This is a genomic window from Gillisella vitis (assembly GCF_021559775.1).
GTDB classification, from domain to species: Bacteria; Pseudomonadota; Alphaproteobacteria; order Rhizobiales; family Rhizobiaceae; genus Allorhizobium; species Allorhizobium ampelinum.
The window spans coordinates 3,241,937-3,262,784 of record NZ_CP056047.1 but is presented as its reverse complement, the minus strand read 5'-3'; the positions used below and the strand labels follow the sequence as shown (position 1 = coordinate 3,262,784).

21 protein-coding genes, 1 tRNA gene and 1 riboswitch are annotated in these 20,848 nt (G+C 58.1%); of the genes, 15 read left to right on the top strand and 7 right to left on the bottom strand.

Going from position 1 to position 20,848, the window contains the following annotated elements:
• Positions 1-211: 211 nt before the first annotated feature.
• The 5 genes from AVCG78_RS15135 to AVCG78_RS15115 all read right to left on the bottom strand — a co-directional run bounded on the left by AVCG78_RS15135 (position 212) and on the right by AVCG78_RS15115 (position 3,652).
• Complete coding sequence (locus AVCG78_RS15135) at positions 212-2,041, bottom strand: ABC-F family ATP-binding cassette domain-containing protein (RefSeq protein ID WP_071203087.1); 1,830 nt, start codon at positions 2,039-2,041, stop codon at positions 212-214.
• Positions 2,042-2,044: 3 nt separating this feature from the next.
• On the bottom strand, positions 2,045-2,704 hold the full coding sequence (locus tag AVCG78_RS15130) for a thiamine diphosphokinase (protein WP_143049358.1): 660 nt from the start codon (positions 2,702-2,704) through the stop codon (positions 2,045-2,047).
• A 194-nt stretch (positions 2,705-2,898) separates the two neighbouring features.
• Positions 2,899-3,147: a 30S ribosomal protein S21 gene (gene rpsU, locus AVCG78_RS15125; RefSeq protein ID WP_015917494.1), complete on the bottom strand. Its 249-nt coding sequence runs from the start codon at positions 3,145-3,147 to the stop codon at positions 2,899-2,901.
• Positions 3,148-3,182: 35 nt separating this feature from the next.
• Positions 3,183-3,452, bottom strand: a complete 270-nt coding sequence (locus tag AVCG78_RS15120) for a cold-shock protein (protein WP_071203085.1) — start codon at positions 3,450-3,452, stop codon at positions 3,183-3,185.
• A 32-nt stretch (positions 3,453-3,484) separates the two neighbouring features.
• Positions 3,485-3,652, bottom strand: a complete 168-nt coding sequence (locus tag AVCG78_RS15115) for a hypothetical protein (protein ID WP_156582686.1) — start codon at positions 3,650-3,652, stop codon at positions 3,485-3,487.
• A 138-nt stretch (positions 3,653-3,790) separates the two neighbouring features.
• On the opposite strand from AVCG78_RS15115, the gene AVCG78_RS27215 reads away from it, so the two are divergent.
• The 7 genes from AVCG78_RS27215 to AVCG78_RS15085 all read left to right on the top strand — a co-directional run bounded on the left by AVCG78_RS27215 (position 3,791) and on the right by AVCG78_RS15085 (position 10,293).
• The gene (locus tag AVCG78_RS27215; protein WP_267889529.1) at positions 3,791-3,916 is read left to right on the top strand and encodes a hypothetical protein; all 126 of its coding nucleotides are present in this window, start codon (positions 3,791-3,793) and stop codon (positions 3,914-3,916) included.
• 18 nt (positions 3,917-3,934) lie between these two features.
• A complete protein-coding gene (locus tag AVCG78_RS15110) occupies positions 3,935-4,801 on the top strand; it encodes an AAA family ATPase (RefSeq protein WP_071203084.1) in 867 nt (288 codons plus the stop codon).
• Between the two features lie 184 nt (positions 4,802-4,985).
• Positions 4,986-5,063, top strand: a riboswitch (SAM riboswitch).
• Positions 5,064-5,132: 69 nt separating this feature from the next.
• A complete protein-coding gene (gene metA, locus AVCG78_RS15105; protein WP_071203081.1) occupies positions 5,133-6,062 on the top strand; it encodes a homoserine O-acetyltransferase MetA in 930 nt (309 codons plus the stop codon).
• Positions 6,059-6,511, top strand: coding sequence for a GNAT family N-acetyltransferase (locus AVCG78_RS15100; protein WP_071203079.1), 453 nt, complete (start codon positions 6,059-6,061; stop codon positions 6,509-6,511). Before metA ends, AVCG78_RS15100 begins: the two co-directional genes overlap by 4 nt.
• 6 nt (positions 6,512-6,517) lie before the next feature.
• A complete protein-coding gene (locus AVCG78_RS15095) occupies positions 6,518-7,705 on the top strand; it encodes a vWA domain-containing protein (protein WP_071205345.1) in 1,188 nt (395 codons plus the stop codon).
• A 177-nt stretch (positions 7,706-7,882) separates the two neighbouring features.
• Complete coding sequence (locus tag AVCG78_RS15090) at positions 7,883-8,893, top strand: aldose epimerase family protein (protein WP_071205346.1); 1,011 nt, start codon at positions 7,883-7,885, stop codon at positions 8,891-8,893.
• A gap of 119 nt (positions 8,894-9,012) precedes the next feature.
• A complete protein-coding gene (locus tag AVCG78_RS15085; protein WP_071203076.1) occupies positions 9,013-10,293 on the top strand; it encodes an MFS transporter in 1,281 nt (426 codons plus the stop codon).
• Between the two features lie 180 nt (positions 10,294-10,473).
• Here AVCG78_RS15085 and AVCG78_RS15080 read toward each other — a convergent pair.
• Positions 10,474-10,548 (bottom strand) — tRNA-Gly (locus AVCG78_RS15080).
• A gap of 304 nt (positions 10,549-10,852) precedes the next feature.
• Between AVCG78_RS15080 and AVCG78_RS15075 the strand changes: the two genes are divergently transcribed.
• The 4 genes from AVCG78_RS15075 (at position 10,853) to AVCG78_RS15060 (ending at position 13,620) form a co-directional block, all read left to right on the top strand.
• The gene (locus AVCG78_RS15075) at positions 10,853-11,362 is read left to right on the top strand and encodes a prolyl-tRNA synthetase associated domain-containing protein (protein WP_081355250.1); all 510 of its coding nucleotides are present in this window, start codon (positions 10,853-10,855) and stop codon (positions 11,360-11,362) included.
• A 185-nt stretch (positions 11,363-11,547) separates the two neighbouring features.
• A complete protein-coding gene (gene trxA, locus AVCG78_RS15070) occupies positions 11,548-12,546 on the top strand; it encodes a thioredoxin (protein WP_071205385.1) in 999 nt (332 codons plus the stop codon).
• Positions 12,547-12,723: 177 nt separating this feature from the next.
• On the top strand, positions 12,724-13,398 hold the full coding sequence (locus AVCG78_RS15065) for an LON peptidase substrate-binding domain-containing protein (protein WP_071203071.1): 675 nt from the start codon (positions 12,724-12,726) through the stop codon (positions 13,396-13,398).
• A gap of 33 nt (positions 13,399-13,431) precedes the next feature.
• Positions 13,432-13,620 carry a Trm112 family protein gene (locus AVCG78_RS15060; protein ID WP_015917483.1) on the top strand — a complete coding sequence of 63 codons (189 nt, stop codon included), beginning with the start codon at positions 13,432-13,434 and terminating at the stop codon, positions 13,618-13,620.
• A gap of 50 nt (positions 13,621-13,670) precedes the next feature.
• On the opposite strand, the gene AVCG78_RS15055 is transcribed toward AVCG78_RS15060, so the two are convergent.
• Complete coding sequence (locus AVCG78_RS15055) at positions 13,671-14,885, bottom strand: ubiquinone biosynthesis hydroxylase (RefSeq protein ID WP_071203069.1); 1,215 nt, start codon at positions 14,883-14,885, stop codon at positions 13,671-13,673.
• Positions 14,886-14,971: 86 nt separating this feature from the next.
• On the opposite strand from AVCG78_RS15055, the gene tesB reads away from it, so the two are divergent.
• The 4 genes from tesB (at position 14,972) to AVCG78_RS15035 (ending at position 20,732) form a co-directional block, all read left to right on the top strand.
• Positions 14,972-15,856, top strand: coding sequence for an acyl-CoA thioesterase II (tesB, locus tag AVCG78_RS15050; RefSeq protein WP_071203067.1), 885 nt, complete (start codon positions 14,972-14,974; stop codon positions 15,854-15,856).
• Positions 15,857-16,074: 218 nt separating this feature from the next.
• Entirely contained in the window at positions 16,075-16,425 is a 351-nt protein-coding gene (locus AVCG78_RS15045) for a P-II family nitrogen regulator (protein WP_015917480.1), read from the top strand.
• Between the two features lie 28 nt (positions 16,426-16,453).
• Positions 16,454-17,812, top strand: a complete 1,359-nt coding sequence (locus AVCG78_RS15040; RefSeq protein WP_015917479.1) for an ammonium transporter — start codon at positions 16,454-16,456, stop codon at positions 17,810-17,812.
• A gap of 292 nt (positions 17,813-18,104) precedes the next feature.
• Positions 18,105-20,732: a DNA translocase FtsK gene (locus AVCG78_RS15035; protein ID WP_071203066.1), complete on the top strand. Its 2,628-nt coding sequence runs from the start codon at positions 18,105-18,107 to the stop codon at positions 20,730-20,732.
• Positions 20,733-20,848: the final 116 nt, after the last annotated feature.

The window sequence follows — 20,848 nt, the reverse complement described above, 5'->3', positions numbered from 1 at the left end:
CCGGTTTTCCCGAAAAGACAAACGAAAACAAGAGAATCTAGAGTCTGTCTGGTTCAATCTGAACCTGACAGACTCTAGGGCGCACGGCGCTGTAGTGATGCCAATGCCTGGAGATGTCTTTGCGCATCCAGGCATTGGGAATGCACGGCTTCATGCCACACATGTAAAGCGCTACAGCGATCTTTGCGCAGGCTGCTATAGAGCGCTTGGGTTACCCCTCCAGTTCTTCGCGCAGCATTTCCAGCTCCAGCCATTCCTCTTCCATGCGGGTGATGGACTGACGTAGCGCTTCCATTTCGGCGGCGAGCTTGTTGAACGTGGCGGGGTCCTTCACGAACAGATTGGGATCGGCCATTTTTGTCTCGCGCAGCGCGATCTCTTTCTCGGCCTTTTCCATTTCCTTCGGCAGGTTTTCCAGCGCAAATTTCTGCTTGAAGGACAGTTTTCCCTTGTTCTTCGGCGCCGTATCACCGCTTTTGCCGCCACCCTCCTGCGTTTTGGCTTTTTCCGCCTTTTCCACGCGCTTGCGCTCGTCTTCCACACCCCGGCGCTGCGCCAGCATGTCGGAATAGCCGCCGGCATATTCGATCCAGTGGCCATTGGGGGCTTCCGGATTGGCGGGGGCGATGGTCGAGGTCACGGTGCGGTCGAGGAAATCACGGTCATGGCTGACGAGGATGACGGTGCCGGAATATCCGGTGACGATTTCCTGAAGCAGGTCCAGCGTCTCGATATCGAGGTCGTTGGTCGGCTCGTCGAGGATCAGCAGGTTGGAGGGTTTCGCCATGATCCGCGCCAGCATCAACCGGGCGCGCTCACCGCCGGACAGGTTGCGGATCGGGGTGCGAGCCTGTTCGGGCTGAAACAGGAATTCCTTCATATAGCCGGTGACATGTTTCTGTTCGCCATTAACCAGTAGGTTCTCGCCGCGCCCATCCGTCAGGTAATTGGCCAGCGTGTCATCAGGGTTCAGGTCCTCGCGCTTCTGGTCAAGCGTGGCAATTTCCAGATTGGTGCCGAGCTTGATCGTGCCTTCATCGGGCGAAAGTTGGCCGGTCAGCATTTTCAACAGCGTGGTTTTGCCAGCACCGTTCGGGCCGACCAGGCCGATACAGTCGCCGCGATGCACGCGGATTGAAAACGGCGCGATAATCGTCCTCTCACCATAGGCCTTGGTGATCTTCTCGGCCTCGATCACCAGCTTGCCGCTTTCCTTGCCCTCGGTGGCACTGGCAAGGATCGTTCCCTGCGGACCTTTATGGCCGCGATAGTCGGCGCGCAGGGTCTGGAGGTTGCCAAGCCGGCGCATATTGCGCTTGCGCCGTGCCGTTACGCCGTAGCGCAGCCAATGTTCTTCACGCTCGATGGCTTTGCCGAGCTTATGCTGTTCGATCTCCTCTTCTTCCAGCACCTTGTCGCGCCATTCCTCGAAATGTCCAAAGCCGCGCGCCAGTCGGCGCGACAGGCCGCGATCCAGCCAGACGGTGGCGGTCGAGCATTTCTCCAGAAAGCGACGGTCATGGGAGATGAGGACAAGGGCGCTGCGGGTCTTGCGCAACTCTTCTTCCAGCCATTCGATGGTCGGCAGGTCGAGATGGTTGGTCGGCTCATCCAGCATCAGGATGTCGGGTTCCGGTGCCAGCACCCGGGCGAGGGCTGCGCGGCGCGCTTCCCCGCCCGACAGGCTTTTCGGATCTTCCTGGCCGCTCAGGCCCAGATGTTCCAGCAGATACGTAACCCGGTAGGGGTCGTCGCCGGGGCCAAGCCCTGCCTCGGCATAGGCCTGCACGGTGGCGTGGCTGCCGAAATCCGGGGCCTGTTCGAGATAGCGGATGGTGGCCGAGGGATGGCGGAACACTTCGCCCGACTGGGCCTCGACCAGACCCGCAGCGATCTTCATCAGGGTGGACTTGCCAGAGCCGTTGCGGCCGACAAGGCAGATTCGGTCGCCCGGTTCGACTTGCAGGCCAGCGCCATTCAGCAGCGGTGCGCCGCCGAAGGACAGGAAGATATTGTCAAGTTTCAGGATTGGCGGTGCCAAGGGTCACGCTCCGGTCATGTCATAAGGGCGGGCAAGGATCACGGCGTCGCCGCTGCCAAGCGACAGCGTTACCGGACCTTCGGCCACATTGGAAATAGTGCGGGACGATCCGAACGGCAGATCGAAACCCTGCAATGGATAGCGGGCACCGACGATGGTCAACCCGGTCAGCGCGGAAAAGCCGAGAATGGAAAACAACGAACCCTGCGGCAGGTCCAGTGTCATGGTTTTACCCGGCAGAAGCGGCCATGCTTCCTCCTCACCGGATGTGAGGTGCAGATCAAATCCCTGGGCCGCCAGCGCCACCGCCAGCAGCAGATGCATCAGCGCATGGTCGGATCGCTCTCCCCCAAGCGCGCCAGCCAGCAGAAGGGATGTCGCGCCGCGCTTGCGGGCTTCTTCTATGGCGATTTCGCCATCGGTGAGGTTCTTGCGGGCCGGATAGGGAAGGCGCGGGATATTCGGAAACCGGTCTGCGGGCAGATCGTCGGAACTGTCGAAATCACCCACCCAAAGCTCAGGTGTCAGTCTCAGCGGTTCGGCATGGCGCATGCCGCCATCGGCGGCAATGGCGCGGGTTCCTGCAACAGTGCCGAGCAGCCGGGGCGTGATGGCGAGGGGACCGCCGAGCAGAATGGTGAAGGTGCTTTCCGTCATGGCCATGCCATAACGCATCTGAGGCCAAATGCAAAAGGCGTTCCGTGATCAACGGAACGCCTGCGGCATTTTCCAGTCCGATTGCCCGAGGCATAATTGCCTGGAACATAATTGCCTGGAACAAGGGATTCGAGACCTGCACGGATTTGCCCGGTCTCGATTTTATGGCGAAGGGCGATGTGTCCCTTGCCCTTCGGCCCTTACCCTTGGGCGCGCGGTGCAAAAACTTTTTTCTTCGGCGCAGGCAGAAGGCCCTCGCGCTGAAGCTTCTTGCGGGCCAGCTTGCGGGTGCGGCGCACGGCCTCGGCCTTTTCGCGGGTCTTCTTTTCCGACGGCTTTTCATAGGCCGAACGGGCCTTCATTTCACGAAACAGGCCTTCGCGCTGCATTTTCTTCTTCAGCACGCGCAATGCCTGCTCAACATTGTTATCCCTGACGAGTACCTGCACTGTCTCTCCTTTGATGGTTGAGGATGATAATCTGGTTATTTCGAATTGACTGGCGTTGCCCAGGCCCCGCCGGCCTTTTGTATTTTTGAGGCGGTGCCGGACCGTGGCGAACGGCTGACATCGATCTCGTCCTCGGCAATCGACCGGTCGAACGTTTCGCTTTCGAAGCGAACCCGATACCGGCGTGCGCCCTGGGATTCCGGCAGGGTGGCAAGCACCTTGCAGACGCCGACCGACCGGGAGAGCCTGACGGGACCGTCTTTCAGGACGACCATGTCGCCTGTCTTGTATAAATGCGCCGTCATGCCGGTCTCCTTGCAGGATTACTGCTCGCGGATCAAATGCCGAAACGAAAATGCGCCGGGAAACCGCTTTGGTTTCGCCAGGGCGAAAAGATGCGGACAACAGTGCGAACGGCGCGGTGCAGATTTTTGTAGCGCTGTGCGCCCAAACCGGCGCTCACGTGTCGCTGCAAAAACGGATAGTCCCTGCCCAATACTGCCATCAAACCGCACCCGGTTCAGCGGCACAGACAAAAAACCGGAACGTCCGGCCTTGCAGTTCAGTCAGGCAGAGGAAAGTTTAACTCATGCCCATTCGGGGCCAAAGCGCTTTCCTGCCGGAAAAGGTGACCCCATCCTGAATGGTCGAGCAGGATGTGGGGGCCAAACTGGCAGATTTCAAACAAAATACAAGCTTTATTTGTGAAGAGATTGGCCTGCACCGGCTTGTCGCTGGCTGTGCCGCTGATTACTTTCACCGAAATTGACGATGAATTGGAGAGATCATGCCATTTACCGGGCAATTCACCGGAAGCGCCGATTATATCGCCGACAAGGATCTGACGGTGGCCGTCAATGCGGCTATTGCGCTGGAACGGCCGCTGCTGGTCAAGGGTGAGCCGGGTACCGGCAAGACCGAACTGGCCCGTCAGGTTGCCGCGGCTCTTGGTCTCGACATGATCGAATGGACGATCAAATCCACCACCAAGGCGCAGCAGGGGCTTTACGAATATGATGCCGTGTCGCGCCTGCGCGATAGCCAGCTGGGCGATCCGCGTGTCAGCGATATCGGCAATTATATAAGGCGCGGCAAGCTCTGGGAAGCCTTTGCCGCAGGCCGGAAAACCGTGTTGCTGATCGACGAGATCGACAAGGCCGATATCGAGTTTCCCAACGATTTGTTGCAGGAACTGGATCGGATGGAGTTTCACGTTTATGAGACCGGTGAGCGGGTGAAGGCGCAGGTGCGCCCGATCGTCATCATCACCTCCAACAATGAGAAAGAGCTGCCCGATGCCTTCCTGCGTCGCTGTTTCTTCCATTATATCCGCTTTCCGGATGCCGAGACGCTGGCGCGGATCGTTGAGGTTCACTATCCCGGCATCAAGCAGCAGTTGCTCCAGGCGGCCTTGACCCGGTTTTACGAGATCCGCGAAACGCCGGGCGTGAAAAAACGTCCATCGACCTCGGAAGCCCTGGACTGGATCCGCCTGTTGGTGGCCGATGAGGTCGATCCCGCCGATCTGCGCAGCGATGCCGCCAATGCCCTGCCGAAACTGCATGGCGCGCTTTTGAAGAATGAGCAGGATGTGCATCTGTTCGAGCGGCTGGCCTTCATGGCCCGCCGGGATGGAGCGCGGGACGGGCGCTGATCCTTGCTGCGGTGCAGCTTATGTTTTCATTGATTCGTAACGGGTGAAGGCGTAAATAACCGTCTTATACGAAGGTTCATTGAAAATGATTCTTCGTATTCCTTTTGAAAATATCTCAAGCCTTTGACGCATTTGAGATATTTTCAATGTTTCAAGTCGAGGATGCGTCAGCATCTTCGAGACTTGGTATTATCGTGGTGATTTGGCCGGCCGGCTTGCAGCCACGTAAAATAAATTGCTAAAGGGCCGAGGCAAGTTATCCAAGACTTTCCGAGGCCGATGGCGATAGCAAAGCTGCCGCACCGTGCCGTGACAGGAAAGTTTAAAGCCGATGCCGATCAAGATTCCCGATACGCTCCCCGCCTTCGACGCCCTTGTACATGAGGGTGTGCGGGTGATGACGGAAACCGCAGCGATCCGTCAGGATATTCGCCCGTTGCAGATCGCCCTGCTCAATCTCATGCCCAATAAGATCAAGACCGAGGTGCAGTTTGCCCGGCTGATCGGCGCATCGCCATTGCAGGTGGAACTGACCCTGGTGCGGATCGGCGGGCATAAGGCCAAGAACACGCCCGAAGAGCATCTCCTGTCCTTCTACCAGACCTGGGAAGAGGTGAAGCACCGCAAGTTCGACGGACTGATCATTACCGGTGCGCCGGTGGAAACGCTGCCCTTCGAAGACGTCACCTATTGGAGCGAGATGCAGCAGATTTTCGACTGGACGCAAACCAATGTCCACACGACAATGAATGTCTGCTGGGGGGCGATGGCGGCGATCTATCACTTCCACAAGGTGCCGAAACATGGGCTGAAGGAAAAAGCCTTCGGCGTGTTCCGCCACCGCAATCTGGCGCCGTCCTCCATCTATCTCAACGGTTTCTCGGATGATTTTCAGGTGCCGGTCTCACGCTGGACCGAAGTACGCCGCGCCGATATCGAAAAAGTGCCGAACCTGAACATCCTGATGGAATCCGATGAAATGGGTGTCTGCCTGGTGCAGGAGGACAAGGGCAATCGGCTCTATATGTTCAATCACGTCGAATATGATTCCACCTCGCTGGCGGATGAATATTTCCGCGACGTCAGCGCCGGCATCCCGATCCGCCTGCCATATGATTACTTTCCCCATAACGATGATACACTGACGCCGCTCAACCGCTGGCGCAGCCATGCGCATCTGCTGTTTGGAAACTGGATCAACGAGATGTATCAGACCACCAGCTATGATTTGAATGATATCGGCAAGGGGCGCGGCATATGAGCAGCGATCTTCTGGTCCGTCCTTTGACTAATGACGACGAGGCAGACTGGCGCCGCCTGTGGCGCGCCTATCTCGCCTTTTACGAAACGGAACTGCCCGAAGAGATCTATGCGACCACCTTTGCCCGGCTGACGGGGCAGGGAGCTGGCGAATTTCGCGGGTTTCTGGCTGTGGCCGGAGGGAAGGCTGTCGGCCTCAGCCATTATGTCTTTCATCGGTCCTGCTGGTATATTGCCGATGTCTGCTACCTTCAGGATCTCTATGTCGATCCTGAGGTGCGTGGGCTTGGCATCGGTCGGGCGCTGATTGCAGCGGTCAATGCGGCGGCGGCGGAAGCAGGCGCAGGTAAGGTCTATTGGATGACCCAGGAGTTTAACAGCACGGCCCGGCGCCTCTATGATCAGGTGGCGGACAAGACACCCTTCATCATCTACCAGCAACCGCTCTGAGTGCCGATGTTCCTGCCCTTCTTCCTCAAGCTCAAACAAGAAAAAGTCCCGGTCTCCCTCGGGGAATATCTGGCCTTGCTGGAAGGGGTGGAGCGCGGCCTTGTCGATTTCGACATTGAGGCTTTCTACTATCTGGCGCGCACGACGCTGATCAAGGATGAGCGGCATATCGACCGTTTCGATCTGGCCTTTGCCGAATGTTTTAGGGGGTTGGAAGCGACTGGTGGGCCGCAGGCGGGTGTGTCTGAGACCGCTCTGCCGGAAGAATGGCTGCGCAAGCTGACCGAAAAACACCTGTCCGAGGAAGACAAGAAACTGATCGAAGCCATGGGTGGTTTCGACAGGCTGATGGAAACGCTGAAACAGCGGCTGGCCGAGCAAAAGGAGCGCCATCAGGGCGGCTCGAAATGGATCGGCACGGCGGGGACCTCGCCCTTCGGGGCCTATGGCTACAATCCTGAAGGGGTGAGGATCGGTCAGGACGGATCGCGCCATCGCCGCGCCGTGAAGGTGTGGGACCAGCGGGAATTTCGCAATCTCGACGATTCCGTCGCGCTTGGCACCCGCAACATCAAAGTTGCCCTGCGCCGGTTGCGGCGGTTCGTGCGGCAGGGTGCCCCGGACGAGTTTGATTTGAGTGGCACGATCCGCGCGACGGCAGAGCATGGCTATCTTGACATTAAGACCCAGGCGGAACGGCGAAATGCCGTCAAGCTGCTGATGTTCTTCGATATCGGTGGCTCCATGGACGATCACGTCAAAGGCGTGGAGGAGTTGTTTTCGGCAGCCCGGTCGGAATTTCGGCATATGGAGCATTTCTACTTCCACAATTGCCTTTATGAGCGGGTGTGGAAAGACAATCGCCGCCGCCGGACCGATGTCATCCCGACGGAAGAGATTATCCGCACCTATGGGCCGGATTACCGGGTGATCTTCGTCGGAGATGCGGCGATGAGCCCCTATGAGATCACCATGATCGGCGGATCGGTAGAGCATTGGAATGGCGAACCCGGTGCCGTCTGGCTTTCGCGCATCACGGCGCATTTTCGCAAATGTCTGTGGCTGAACCCGATGCAGCAGGAGCATTGGGACTATACCCATTCCATCGGTTTGATTTCGCGTCTCATGGGAGGACGAATGCATCCTCTGACGCTTGGCGGGTTGGAGGATGCGGCACGCGAGCTGTCGCGCTAATCCGGCCTGCATCGTCTATGGTGCGTTGATGTTTGCTGTAACGCCTTATGGTTGCTGGATATTTTATCTCTAATCGATTTCGGTTTGAGGAATTATGCAATAAACCTATGTGACACGGCAGAAACGATGACGCGCCCGCCTCAGGCAGGCACCGTCGATGCAAGGGTGAGGAAGCATATGCAGCGTCTGGAATTTGGCACGACCACCAAGGGTGAAACAGTAGAGCAGGTCACGCTGCATGGCGGTGGCCTGAAGGCCAAGGTGCTGACCTGGGGAGCGGTGATCCAGGATCTCAGGATGGAAGGCCATGTGGCACCGCTGGTGCTGGGTTTCGAGCGGTTCGAGGATTATGCGATCCATTCACCCTATTTCGGAGCGACGCCCGGGCGGTTGGCCAATCGCATCGCCAACGGACGTTTTACCCTTGATGGTGAAGACTATCAGCTGGAATGCAACGAGCGCGGCCTTACCCATCTGCATGGCGGCAGCGATGGTATAGGCAGGCGCAATTGGACGATTGCCGATCTTGAGCGTGACCGGGTGGTGCTTGAGATCACCGATCCGGCGGGCCGGGCGGGCTATCCCGGCAATGCCTACATCCGGGCGACCTATCACCTCCAGGATGACGGTGTGCTGTCGGTGGTCTATGAAACCACCACGGACGCGCCGACCCTCGCCAATCTCTGCCAGCATTCCTATTTCAACCTGGATGATTCGCCTGACATGCTGGATCATGAGTTGATGATTGCCGCCGACCACTACCTGCCTGTCGATGACCGTCTGATCCCGACCGGAGAGCAGCGCCCGGTGATCGGCACGCCGTTTGATTTCCGGCAGATGGGTGTCATGCGCCGGACAGAGGACGGCGTTCAGGTGCCCTTCGACAACAATTTCTGTCTATCGCAGACACGGGTGGCCAAGCGCAGCGTCGCCATGGCTCGCAGCCTGAAATCCGGCGTTTCCATGGAAGTGCGCACCACGGAGCCTGGCGTTCAATTCTACGCGGGCGTCTATCTCAATATTCCGGTTTCCGGTCTTGAGGGCCGTCGCTATGGCGCTTATGCCGGTTTCTGTTTGGAAACCCAGATCTGGCCGGATGCCATCAACCAGGCCGGTTTCTCAAGTGCTGTCCTGCGGCCCGGTGAAACCCTGCGGCAGGAAACAGACTACGTGTTTTCAGTGAGTTGATCCTCTTCTGAGCGCATTTATCTAAAGTTGTTCTTGGAACAATCAAGGCGTAATCATGTTTATATCACCCGTCCCCCGCAGCAGCTGGCGGGGAGGGGACGGTTGTGGGAGGACATGACTTGGTTTCCGAAAAAGCACTGATTTCAAAAATCACCCGGCGGCTGATGCCGTTTCTGGGGCTTCTCTACCTGATTGCCTATATTGATCGGCAGAATGTCAGTTACGCCAAATTGCAAATGGTCGATGCGCTGGGCCTGAGCGAATATGCCTATGGGCTTGGGGCGTCGCTGTTCTTTATTGGCTATTTTCTATTTGAAGTGCCGAGCAATCTCTTTCTCGAACGGTTCGGCGCCAGCCGGTGGTTTGCCCGCATTCTGGTGTCCTGGGGCGCTGTCACCATTGCGCTTGCCTATACCCAGAACGCGACGATGTTCTACATCCTGCGCTTTCTGCTGGGCGTCTGCGAGGCGGGGTTCTTTCCGGGCGTGCTCTATCTGCTGACGCTGTGGTTCCCAAGGGATTATCGTGGCCGGATGGTTGGCCTGTTCATGATTTTCAGCGCCCTTGCCAATGCCATTGGTGCGCCCTTGGGCGGCGTATTGCTCGATCTCGATGGGTTCCTGGGCTATCAGGGTTGGGAGTGGGTGTTTCTAGCGACCGGTATTCCCGCGGTTCTGGCTGGTATCGTCACATGGTTTTATCTCGCCGATACGCCAGCCAAGGCACATTTTTTGACGGATGCGGAAAAAGCCTGGCTTCAGGCCCGGCTGGATGCCGAAAACACCGGAATGGACGCCAATGCCGACAATGGCTTCAAGGCATTGATCAATCCGCGCGTGTTGCTGATGTCGCTCTGCTATGTCGGCTTTCCACTCGCCGCTTATGGCTTGAGCTATTGGCTGCCGACCATCGTCAAGGGGTTTGGCGTGTCGAATACGGTGAATGGCCTGATCAACATCATCCCTTGGGTTGTGGTGGCCATTGCACTCTATGTCGTGCCGTCTGCTGCTGACCGGACCGAAAACAAGACGCCTTATATCGTCATCCCGGCCTTTGTTGGGGCTTTCAGCCTGGTGATGTCGGCAGTGCTGACAGACCAGGTGTTGCAATTTGCGTTTCTGTGCCTTGCCGCCGCCGGGATCTTCGCTGGCCAGCCAGTATTCTGGAGCCTGCCATCGCGCTTCCTGAAAGGGGCCGGTGCCGCCGCAGGTCTGGCCGCCATCAATTCGGTCGGCAATCTCGGCGGTTTCGTTGCCCAGAATGTCGTGCCATTGATCCGCGACCAAACGGGCAGCACGATTGCTCCGATGTTCTTTCTGGCGGCCTGCCTCGCCATTGCCGGCGTGCTGGTGATTGTTATCGGTAGGGTGATGGGACATAAGCCGATACGGGCGACCTGACGCAGCATTCCTGGGTCGCCATTCGGAGCGCGTTTGGCGACGCCAATTTGCTAAAGGCACATTTTAAGAGCTTATCAGGGAAGGGTTTAACGCAGTCGGTTTTGCAGCCCAAACCACGCAGCCGGACACGGAAAATAGAGATCTCCCTTTCGGGAAATCATATATTTATCTTTGGAAAATTGGAGCGGGCGAAGGGATTCGAACCCTCGACCCCAACCTTGGCAAGGTTGTGCTCTACCCCTGAGCTACGCCCGCTCATATTCCATCGGTCCGGGGTAGTACGCTGAACCGTGGGTCGCTGTGTTGCGGCGACGGGCGGTATATGGCCCAACTGCTTTTCGATTGCAACAGGGAAATGACGGCAGCTCCAAGATTTTTTCCAATCTCGGCCTAAGCTATTCTGCGACAATGAAAATTTTGAACGTTTGATGAGAGGGCACGATAAGGGTTTGTCGAGGGACATTTGAATATCCGATTGGCGCACAAAACAGTTGAAGGATATCCCTTGATATCGTTTAACCGCAGCGTCGCCGAGACTTTATTCTGAAGCAGGACCATGATGACAGAGATTGTGCCGAAATCGCCCGCAGACCTGTTTGCATGCCTCGATAGCCTGGGTATCGAGCACCGGACAGTGTCACATCCGCCAGTCTTTACCGTGGCAGAATCGGTCTCCCTACGCGATGAGATCCCTGGCGGTCATACCAAGAACCTGTTCGTCAAGGACAAGAAGGATCAGTTCTTCCTGCTGGTGGTCGAGGAAAACGCCATTGTCGATTTGAAGACCGTCCATACGCTGATCGGTGCAGCCAGCAAGGTTTCCTTTGGCAAACCGGAAAAGCTGATGGAGTATCTGGGGGTTGTCCCGGGATCGGTAACTGCTTTCGGCGCAATGAACGATACGGGCAACAAGGTGACATTCGTTCTGGATGCAGACCTGATGCAGCATGAGATCATCAATTGCCATCCGCTGTCGAATGACGCTACAACCTCGATTGGCCGCGACGACCTCTTGCGCTTTCTGATGGCGACTGGACATGAGGCAATCGTCTTGAAAGTCACGGCTTGAGGCACGATTTAAACGCTTGCAGGGTTCATTGAAATCCAAGGAACCCTGTAAAGATCATGTGGCCGGGACAAGGGCTGCGATATCTGTTGCGGTATGAAACGGAACTTGCGGACGGTGGAAATAAGGCGGCACCTGGAATGCGTTTGCAAAACGCCCGGGCTGTCATGAACAGGCGGGAGATGGTGATGAGCAATTCTGGTAATCCATATGGCGGCTCCTATGGCGGGCAGATGACGGCGAATGCGCAATTTGGCGCAGCACCTGCTGCGGCAGCGCCAGTGTCTGCAGGAGCATCGCCCGCTGGTGGTCTGATCAAGGATACGACGACCCAGGGCTTTGCCAAGGATGTGCTGGAAGAATCCCGCCGCCAGCCGGTTCTGGTGGATTTCTGGGCGCCCTGGTGTGGCCCTTGCCGCCAGTTGACGCCGATCATCGAAAAGGCGGTCAATGAGGCAAAGGGCAAGGTCAAGCTGGTCAAGATGAATATCGACGACCATCCGGCCATTGCCGGTCAGCTTGGTATCCAGTCCATTCCTGCCGTCGTCGCTTTTGTCGATGGCCGTCCTGCCGACGGCTTCATGGGCGCGCTGCCGGAAAGCCAGGTCAAGCAGTTCATCGACAAGCTGGGTGGACCAGACGGCGGTGCCGATCAGGCGGCGGAAATCGAAGCGGTGCTGGAAGAGGCCAAGGGGCTTTACGATGGCGGCGATTTCGATGGCGCGGCCCAGCTCTATGCGGCGGTCATGCAGGCCGATCCGGAAAATGCCAAGGCGGTCGCCGGCATTGCCGAATGCATGCTGGCCCTCAACCAGCATGAACGGGTGCGCCAGATTATCGATGGCCTGCCCGAAGAATTGGCTAAAGCCGCTGAAATCCAGGCTGTGGCCAAAAAGCTGGAGCAAATCGAAGAGGCCCGCAAGCTGGGCGATCCGGTGGCGTTGGAACAGCAGCTGTCGCTTAACCCTGACGATCACGAGGCGCGGCTGAAGCTTGCCAAAATTCGTAATGTCGAGGGCAAGCGTGAAGACGCAGCCGATCATCTGCTGTTGATCATGAAAAAAGACCGGACCTTCGACGATGATGGTGCCCGCCGTCAGCTGGTCGAGTTTTTCGAGGTCTGGGGCCCGAAAGACCCCGCCACCATTCAGGCCCGTCGCAAGCTGTCTTCGATCCTGTTTTCGTAACGGGCTTGAAGGCAGAGAATGGGACGAGCCCTGTTCAAGGACTGAACCCTATACGTTCGGACGGGCGGAAGTTGTGTTCTGTGGCAGGCGCATCTTGAGATTTGCCGGGCGCATGCCACATTATAAGGAATTAAAGAGCGACAGGGCATTGGCTCGGTGCTCTTTCAGGAGGGTGGAATGCAGGTCGGCAATGCGCGATATCTGACGGCGGCTGATTTTCCGGAGACATTGCCGGTTTTTCCGCTGGCAGGAGCTCTTCTGCTGCCCGGTGGGCAATTGCCACTGAATATATTCGAGCCGCGCTATCTGGAAATGTTCGATGCCGCGCTGCGCAGCAATCGGCTGATCGGCATGATTCAACCGGCATTGACCGAGCCGTATGAGATTGCTACCGGCATTCCGGCCCTCTGCAGCATGGGATGTATCGGTCGGATCACCTCTTTCGCCGAGACAGGCGATGGCCGCTATATTCTGTCGCTGGGTGGAATCTGCCGTTTCCGGCTGAGCGAAGAGCTGAAAACCACCCATCCATTCCGCACGGTACGAATTTCGCCGTTCATGGCCGATCTGGCGGCTGAAGGCCAGGAAAACAACGTGGATCGGGAGCGCTTGCTCGCCGTGTTCCGAGCCTATCTCGATGCCAACAAGCTGGAAGCGGATTGGGAGAGCGTCCAGCGCGCCAGCAATCTGACCCTGGTCAATTCTTTGTCGATGATGTCGCCTTTCACACCTGCTGAAAAACAGGCCTTGCTGGAGGCTACCGATCTGCATAGCCGCACGGAAACGCTGATTGCCATTACCGAAATTTATCTGGCACGCGGTTTCGGTGATGTGGAGCCGGTTTTACAGTAACGGTGAATGGGCAAAGAGTGAAGGAGCGCAGCCATGGATCAGCGGATGAACGGTGTCGATCCGAAAATGCTGGAATTGCTGGTCTGCCCGCTGACCAATGGCCGTTTGACCCTTAACCGGGAAAACAACGAGTTGGTTTCGGAAAAGGCAAGGCTTGCCTATCCCATTCGTGATGGTATTCCGATCATGCTGGTCTCGGAAGCCCGCAAGATCGAAGACTGAAGGCGCTGGTTAGGGCCATTTGTCTGCCAAACCGGCCTCTTGATCCTTTGTCAGATCGACTGACCGGTCAGAAGTTTCGGGCCGCCCTTCACCGATGTTCCGGCAGCCTCGGAAATGAAATAGCTTTTCAGTTTCGGCAACCGTTCCACCAGGCCCAGCCCGAAATCCCGGGCGATTCTTACCGGCGTAATATCGTTGGAAAACAGCCGGTTCAACACGTCGGTGGTAACACCCATCCGGAACGTGTCGAAGCGCCGCCAGGTCTGGTAGCGTTCCAGAACCGTGAGGTCGCCGATATCGAGGCCGAGGCGATCGGCATCGACGATTGTTTCTGCCAGCGCCGCCACATCCTTGAAACCAAGATTGAGGCCCTGGCCGGAAATTGGATGAATACCATGGGCCGCGTCGCCTGCCAGCGCCAGTCTTGGCCCAATGAAAGAGCGGGCCAGCGTCAGTCCCAGCGGAAAGGCCCGGCGGTCGCCGGTGGCACGGATTGCACCGAGTTTGTGGCCGAAACGGCGCTCCAGTTCGGTTTCGAACATCAGATCGTCCTCGGCGACCAGCCGGTCCGCATCCTCGCTGCGCTCGGTCCAGACCAGCGATGAGCGATTGCCGGTCAAGGGCAGGATAGCGAAGGGTCCGGCTGGCAGGAAATGTTCCTCTGCCACCCCTTCATGCGGACGCTCGTGTTCGACCGTGGTGACAATCCCGGACTGGCCATAGGCCCAGGTGACGGTCTTGATCCCCGCCATGTCCCTGACGCGCGAGCGTACGCCGTCACAGGCAACAACCAGACGGCAGTCAAGGGTTGTGCCATCGGAAAGCGCGACTTCGGCCTTATGGCCTTTCACGGAGAAGCCTGCGGCTTTCACGCCATGGCGGATGGAAATTCCCGCCACACCGGCAGCATCGAGAAGCGCGCCGACCATGGCGACATTGGGCACCATATAGGCGAAGGGCTTGCCCTCCTCGACATTGCCGTCAAAGGTCAGGTAGACGGGCCGGACCGGATCGCTGGTGCGCGAATCGGTAACGATCATCCGGTTGATCGGCTGAGACTGCGGTTCGATCGTGCTCCAGACGCCGAAAACCTCCAGCATTTTGGTGGCTGCCGCAATCACCGCCGAGGCCCGTGGGTCCTTGCGCCACTGGCCTTCGGGGGCTGCTTCGATTACCGTCACGTCCAGATGCGGCGCGGCGCGCTTGACGGCGAGCGCCGCCGAGAGACCGACATATCCGCCTCCGACTACAACCAGATCCGCCATCATCTACTCCCTTACAGCTTGTATCGTGCTTCGGGTCTTATATAGATCAGTTGGACCCGACTTCCTACCGCCGGAGCTTTTCCAAAATGCCGCAGACAGAAAATTCCGCCACACCGATGGAAAAACTGATCGAAACGCTGAACCTGGAGGCATTGGAAGTCAATTTGTTCCGAGGCACCAGCCCGCAGGTCGGATGGCAGAGGGTATTCGGCGGCCAGGTCATCGCTCAGGCCTTGATGGCAGCCCAGCGCTGTGTCGATGGCGAGCGGTATGTTCACTCCTTGCATGCCTATTTCTTGCGTCCCGGCGATCCGACGGTGCCAATCCTCTATCAGGTCGAGCGGACCCGTGACGGCGCCAGCTTTTCGACGCGCCGGGTCGTTGCTATCCAGCACGGCCAGATGATATTTTCGATGTCGGCCTCTTTCCAGCAAGAAGAAGAAGGCTTTTCCCACCAGCTCGTCATGCCGAATGTGACGCCGCCGGAAGGGTTGATGGGCGAGCGGGAATTTCGCGAAATGTTTTTGTCGCAAGCGCCCGCCCATATCCGGGCCTATTGGGCAAGAGAGCGGCCGGTGGAATTTCGCCCCACCTCCTTCCTGCATTATCTGACAAAGGACAAGCTGGAACCAAAGGCCGATATCTGGGTGCGTATGACCGGTGTTGTGCCGGATGATCGCCGCTTGCAAGCCGCCGTGCTGGCCTATCTCTCGGACATGACGCTGCTGGATGTCGCGCTCTATGCCCACGGAGTGTCCGTCTTCGACCAGCGGATCCAGGCCGCCAGCCTCGACCACGCCATGTGGTTCCATCAGCCCACCAAGCTGGATGACTGGCTGCTCTATTCACAGGACAGCCCCAGCGCGTCGGGTGGCCGGGGAATGACCAGAGGCTCAATTTATACGCGGACGGGCCAGCTGGTTGTTTCCGTTGCCCAGGAGGGCTTGATTCGGAAAAAGGCAAATGATTAAATTTTGTGCTGTTTTTTGATTTTGCACAAAAAAAACCATGTTTTCGCCCATTCCGGTGCCTTTTTTTTGGCGCTCTCCATTATAACCCTTGTATTTCAATATCTTAAATGCCGCTTGAAACTTGGCACACGGTTTGAATGTAGGATGACAGTCGCTGCCCCCTGTCGTAGGTCGGCGTCGAGGAGAGACGGCGTTATTCGCCGAGGATAAACCAGAGGATGGGAAACCAGATGAAGATTGTGATGGCCATTATCAAGCCGTTCAAGCTGGACGAAGTGCGCGAAGCACTGACGGCTGTCGGTATCCAAGGCCTGACCGTCACGGAGGTCAAGGGATATGGGCGGCAGAAGGGGCACACGGAAATCTATCGCGGCACGGAATATGCCGTGAGCTTCCTGCCCAAGCTGAAGATCGAGGTCGCAGTGGCGACGGATGTTGCCGACAAGGCGGTGGAAGCGATCGCCTCGGCTGCCAAGACCGGTCAGATCGGCGATGGAAAGATTTTCGTCTACGGAATCGATCAGGCGGTGCGTATCCGCACCGGTGAAACCAATACCGAAGCCTTGTAAGACCGGCCGTCAAGGGGAGTTCATATACATGTCGTTTTCCACATTCAAATCTCAAGCCTTGCGCCTCGGGGCTGCATCGGCGGCCTTGATGGCGCCAGCGATCGCCTTTGCGCAGGATGCAGCGCCAGCCGTTGCGGCGGCAGCTGCTCCGGTTCCCGACAAGGGCGATACCGCCTTCATGTTCCTGTCCACCATCCTCGTTCTGTTCATGGCCGTTCCCGGCCTTGGCCTGTTCTACGGCGGCCTGGTGCGCGCCAAGAACATGCTGTCCGTGCTGATGCAGTGCACCGTCATTGCCGCCATGGTGATGATCGTCTGGGTCATCTATGGCTATTCCTTCGCCTTCGGTGGCGGCGAAAGCCCGTTCTTCGGCGGCTTTGCCAAGATGTTCCTGGCTGGCGTCGACACCACAACAACGGCTGCTACTTTCAGCAAGGGCGTCGTCATTCCTGAATATATCTTCATGCTGTTCCAGATGACCTTCGCGGCCATCACGCCTGCCCTGATCATCGGCGCCTTCGCGGAACGCATCAAGTTCTCGGCTGCGATCCTGTTCTGCCTGCTGTGGGTTACCTTCGTCTATTTCCCGGTCGCCCATATGGTCTGGGATGCCAAGGGCTATCTCTTCGGCCTCGGCGCCCTTGATTTTGCCGGCGGCACGGTCGTTCACATCAATGCCGGTGTTGCCGGCCTGGTTGGTGCGATCCTGGTCGGCAAGCGTACCGGTTATGGCAAGGACATGATGGCCCCGCATTCCATGACGCTCACCTATGTCGGTGCCGCCATGCTCTGGGTCGGCTGGTTCGGCTTCAATGCTGGCTCCAACCTCGAAGCCTCCGGTGGTGCGATGCTCGCAACCGTCAACACCTTTATTGCCACGGCTGCGGCTATCCTGTCCTGGTGCGTGGTTGAATCCTTCACCCGCGGCAAGGCCTCGATGCTGGGCGCTGCCTCCGGTATGATTGCTGGCCTCGTTGCCATCACGCCTGCCGCCGGTATTGTCGGCCCGATGGGCGCAATCGTCATGGGTGTGATCGTTTCGCCGCTCTGCTACTTCTTCGTCTCTGTCGTGAAGAACAAGTTCGGCTATGACGACACGGCTGACGTGTTCGGCGTCCACGGCATTGGCGGCATGTTCGGCGCTATTTCCACCGGCATTTTCGCCAGCGCTTCGCTGGGTGGCGTCGGCTATGTCGGCGAACAGACGATGGGCGGCCAGGTCATGGTACAGCTTCAGGCCGTGGTCATCACGGTCCTGTGGACCGGTATCGGCTCTGCGATCCTCTACAAGATCGTCGATGTGATCGTTGGTCTGCGCGTCCCTGTTGAAGCCGAGCGCGAAGGTCTCGACCTCGCTTCTCACGGTGAAGCTGCTTATCACTCCTGATCCCTGTTGCTCCCCTTCGGGGGGCCGATCAAGGTGCTTCGTTATCAGAAAACCAACCCGGGCCTCGTGTCCGGGTTTTTTGATTCTGGAAAATCGCGCTCTATATACCCTCACAGCAAAAGACTGGTTGCACCAGGTTGGCAATGCTGGCTTTCGCCCGGATGGGTTATCCATGGTTAAAGGAGCGTTAACCCGTGTTCTGGTAATCTCACTTTTCGCAAGCCGGTTCGGGTCCTGCCCGGCGTATCCGGTTTCCAAGTTTTGTTGAAATTGCACTGGCAGGCGAACACCTATGAGCAGAAGCACGCTGGCAATATTGGAAGAGCGGTCGCCTCGGATGATCGTGATGGGTTTCATCATGCGGCAATGCCTGGCTCTGCTAGGCTTTGCCCTTTTCCTTGGGCTGGTGGCGGCCATTGCCGCGCTGGCCACCTGGAATGTTGCCGATCCCAGCTTTTCCTATGCGACAAGCCGCGCGCCCACCAATATTCTCGGTTATCCCGGTGCCGTCTTTGCCGATCTTGCCATGCAGTTTTTCGGACTGGCTTCGGTTGCAGCACTTTTACCCATTCTGGCCTGGTGTCTTTCGCTGATCTCCGGCCGTAAGATCACCCGCCTGCCACGTCGGCTTGCCGCCTGGGGTACCGGTGCTGTTGCCGGTGCTGCCGTGTTCGGCTGTTTTCCGCCGCCCGGCACCTGGCCCATTCCCAACGGGATCGGTGGGGTGATCGGCGACATGATCCTGCGCTTTCCCGCACTGTTTGTCGGAGCCTATCCGACCGGAACCTTTGCCATGGTGCTGGGGGTGATCTTCATCGCCCCGATGCTATGGCTGATGCTGTTTGCCGCCGGTATCATCGGCAATGAAGAGGATGATTTCGAAGCGGAAATTCTGGCTGCCCGTGCAAGCTCACAGGCGGGGTCTCGCAAGAGCAAGGCCGTGCCTATCGTCGATGAGGATGACGACGATGATGACCGCACCGGGCCTTTTGCGCTTGCTGCCGGTGCGCTCGCCCATGTCTGGTATACCGGTCAGGCCCGGATGCGGCGTCTCGCCGGTCTGAAGCCAAAAAGGCGCGAGCGGTCGGATTTCGACCAGCCCTATGACTTCAATGATGATGAGGTTATGCCGGTTCAGGCTGGACGCCCGGACCACCGCGCCGACCCGTCCTTTGAGCCGGGTGAGCGGAGTGCGGGCCGTCGCCGTATCGCGCCGCCGCCGGTGTCGCCGGATGACGCGCATGACGAGCCACCCTTTGACCTGCGCACCCGTGGTCGCTCGGCTGATGACATCCTATTCGACGATGAAGACGAAGACCGCGCTGCAAAGTCGTCTGCCCGCCGTGTTACCCCTGCCGCAGAGCGTCCGCGCCCGGCGCCGGTCGCTGGTCCAAGGGGTGCGCGCGGCTTTCAACTGCCGTCGGTTCAGCTTCTGGCCGAACCACGTGCGGTTGCCAAGGATGCCAGCCTGTCGGCTGACCAGCTTGAACACAATGCCCGGACGCTGGAAGGCGTGCTGGAAGATTTCGGCGTCAAGGGTGATATTATCGAAGTGCGTCCCGGCCCGGTCGTCACACTTTACGAGCTGGAGCCAGCGCCAGGGATCAAATCGTCCCGCGTTATCGGTCTTGCCGACGATATTGCCCGCTCGATGAGCGCCATTGCCGCCCGTGTCGCCGTGGTGCCGGGTCGCAATGCCATTGGCATCGAATTGCCGAACCGCACCCGCGAGACCGTGTATTTGCGGGAAATGATCGGTAGCCGCGACTTCAACGGCTCGACAGCCAAGCTGCCGATGGCGCTGGGCAAGACCATTGGCGGTGAACCTGTGATTGCCGACCTCGCCAAGATGCCGCATCTGCTGGTCGCTGGTACGACCGGGTCGGGCAAGTCGGTGGCGATCAACACCATGATCCTGTCGCTGGTCTACCGTTTGCCGCCGGAAAAATGCCGGTTGATCATGATCGATCCGAAAATGCTGGAATTGTCGATCTATGACGGCATTCCGCATTTGCTCTCGCCTGTTGTCACCGATCCGAAAAAGGCCGTTGTCGCCTTGAAATGGACGGTGCGCGAGATGGAAGAGCGCTACAAGAAGATGTCGAAAATCGGCGTGCGCAATATCGACGGCTTCAACAGCCGCGTAGAGCAGGCCATTGAAAAGGGCGAAGTGCTGACCCGCACCGTGCAAACCGGCTTCGACCGGCAGACCGGCGAGGCCATGTACGAGACCGAGACCTTCGATTTGCAGCCCATGCCCTATATCGTTGTTATCATCGATGAGATGGCCGACCTGATGATGGTGGCGGGCAAGGATATCGAAGGCGCGGTGCAGCGCCTGGCGCAGATGGCACGCGCGGCGGGCATCCACGTCATCATGGCGACGCAGCGGCCTTCTGTCGATGTCATCACCGGTACCATCAAGGCAAACTTCCCGACCCGGATTTCCTTCCAGGTTACGTCCAAGATCGACAGCCGTACTATTCTGGGCGAGCAGGGCGCTGAACAGTTGCTGGGCATGGGCGACATGCTCTACATGGCTGGCGGCGGGCGCATCCAGCGCGTCCATGGTCCGTTTGTTTCGGATAATGAGGTCGAAGACATCGTTGCCTATCTGAAAACCCAGGGCGCGCCGGATTATCTTGATGCCGTGACTATTGACGAGGACGACGACGAAGGTGGCGGACCGGCAGGAACCGGCAATCTGGCCGAATCGGACGATCCTTACGACCAAGCCGTCGCCGTCGTGCTTCGGGATGGAAAAGCCTCAACCTCCTATGTTCAACGTCGGCTGGGCATCGGCTATAACCGCGCCGCATCGCTGATCGAACGCATGGAGCAGGAAGGCATTATCGGCCCGGCCAACCACGCGGGCAAACGCGAAATCCTCGTTCCGACGGAAGCTGACATCGAGCGGTGACGGCGACAGGCTGGTGTGGAACGTCCAGACGCCTGCAAGCGTTTTGGCGTTCACGATCCGGTGTGTGTCACCATGGCGCCCGGTTTGCGCCTTATGGAACAGGGGCAAAAGGAGAA

Coding starts and splice junctions, on each gene's coding strand:
- AVCG78_RS15110 (WP_071203084.1), top strand. CDS start 3,935: ATGCCATTTACCGGGCAATTCACCGGAAGCGCCGATTATATCGCCGAC.
- AVCG78_RS27215 (WP_267889529.1), top strand. CDS start 3,791: ATGGTCGAGCAGGATGTGGGGGCCAAACTGGCAGATTTCAAACAAAAT.
- metA (WP_071203081.1), top strand. CDS start 5,133: ATGCCGATCAAGATTCCCGATACGCTCCCCGCCTTCGACGCCCTTGTA.
- AVCG78_RS15100 (WP_071203079.1), top strand. CDS start 6,059: ATGAGCAGCGATCTTCTGGTCCGTCCTTTGACTAATGACGACGAGGCA.
- AVCG78_RS15055 (WP_071203069.1), bottom strand. CDS start 14,885: ATGGCGGATCTGGTTGTAGTCGGAGGCGGATATGTCGGTCTCTCGGCG.
- AVCG78_RS15090 (WP_071205346.1), top strand. CDS start 7,883: ATGCAGCGTCTGGAATTTGGCACGACCACCAAGGGTGAAACAGTAGAG.
- AVCG78_RS15095 (WP_071205345.1), top strand. CDS start 6,518: ATGTTCCTGCCCTTCTTCCTCAAGCTCAAACAAGAAAAAGTCCCGGTC.
- AVCG78_RS15120 (WP_071203085.1), bottom strand. CDS start 3,452: ATGACGGCGCATTTATACAAGACAGGCGACATGGTCGTCCTGAAAGAC.
- trxA (WP_071205385.1), top strand. CDS start 11,548: ATGAGCAATTCTGGTAATCCATATGGCGGCTCCTATGGCGGGCAGATG.
- AVCG78_RS15035 (WP_071203066.1), top strand. CDS start 18,105: ATGAGCAGAAGCACGCTGGCAATATTGGAAGAGCGGTCGCCTCGGATG.
- AVCG78_RS15045 (WP_015917480.1), top strand. CDS start 16,075: ATGGGAAACCAGATGAAGATTGTGATGGCCATTATCAAGCCGTTCAAG.
- AVCG78_RS15130 (WP_143049358.1), bottom strand. CDS start 2,704: ATGGCCATGACGGAAAGCACCTTCACCATTCTGCTCGGCGGTCCCCTC.
- AVCG78_RS15065 (WP_071203071.1), top strand. CDS start 12,724: ATGCAGGTCGGCAATGCGCGATATCTGACGGCGGCTGATTTTCCGGAG.
- AVCG78_RS15040 (WP_015917479.1), top strand. CDS start 16,454: ATGTCGTTTTCCACATTCAAATCTCAAGCCTTGCGCCTCGGGGCTGCA.
- AVCG78_RS15075 (WP_081355250.1), top strand. CDS start 10,853: ATGACAGAGATTGTGCCGAAATCGCCCGCAGACCTGTTTGCATGCCTC.
- AVCG78_RS15060 (WP_015917483.1), top strand. CDS start 13,432: ATGGATCAGCGGATGAACGGTGTCGATCCGAAAATGCTGGAATTGCTG.
- tesB (WP_071203067.1), top strand. CDS start 14,972: ATGCCGCAGACAGAAAATTCCGCCACACCGATGGAAAAACTGATCGAA.
- AVCG78_RS15115 (WP_156582686.1), bottom strand. CDS start 3,652: ATGGCAGTATTGGGCAGGGACTATCCGTTTTTGCAGCGACACGTGAGC.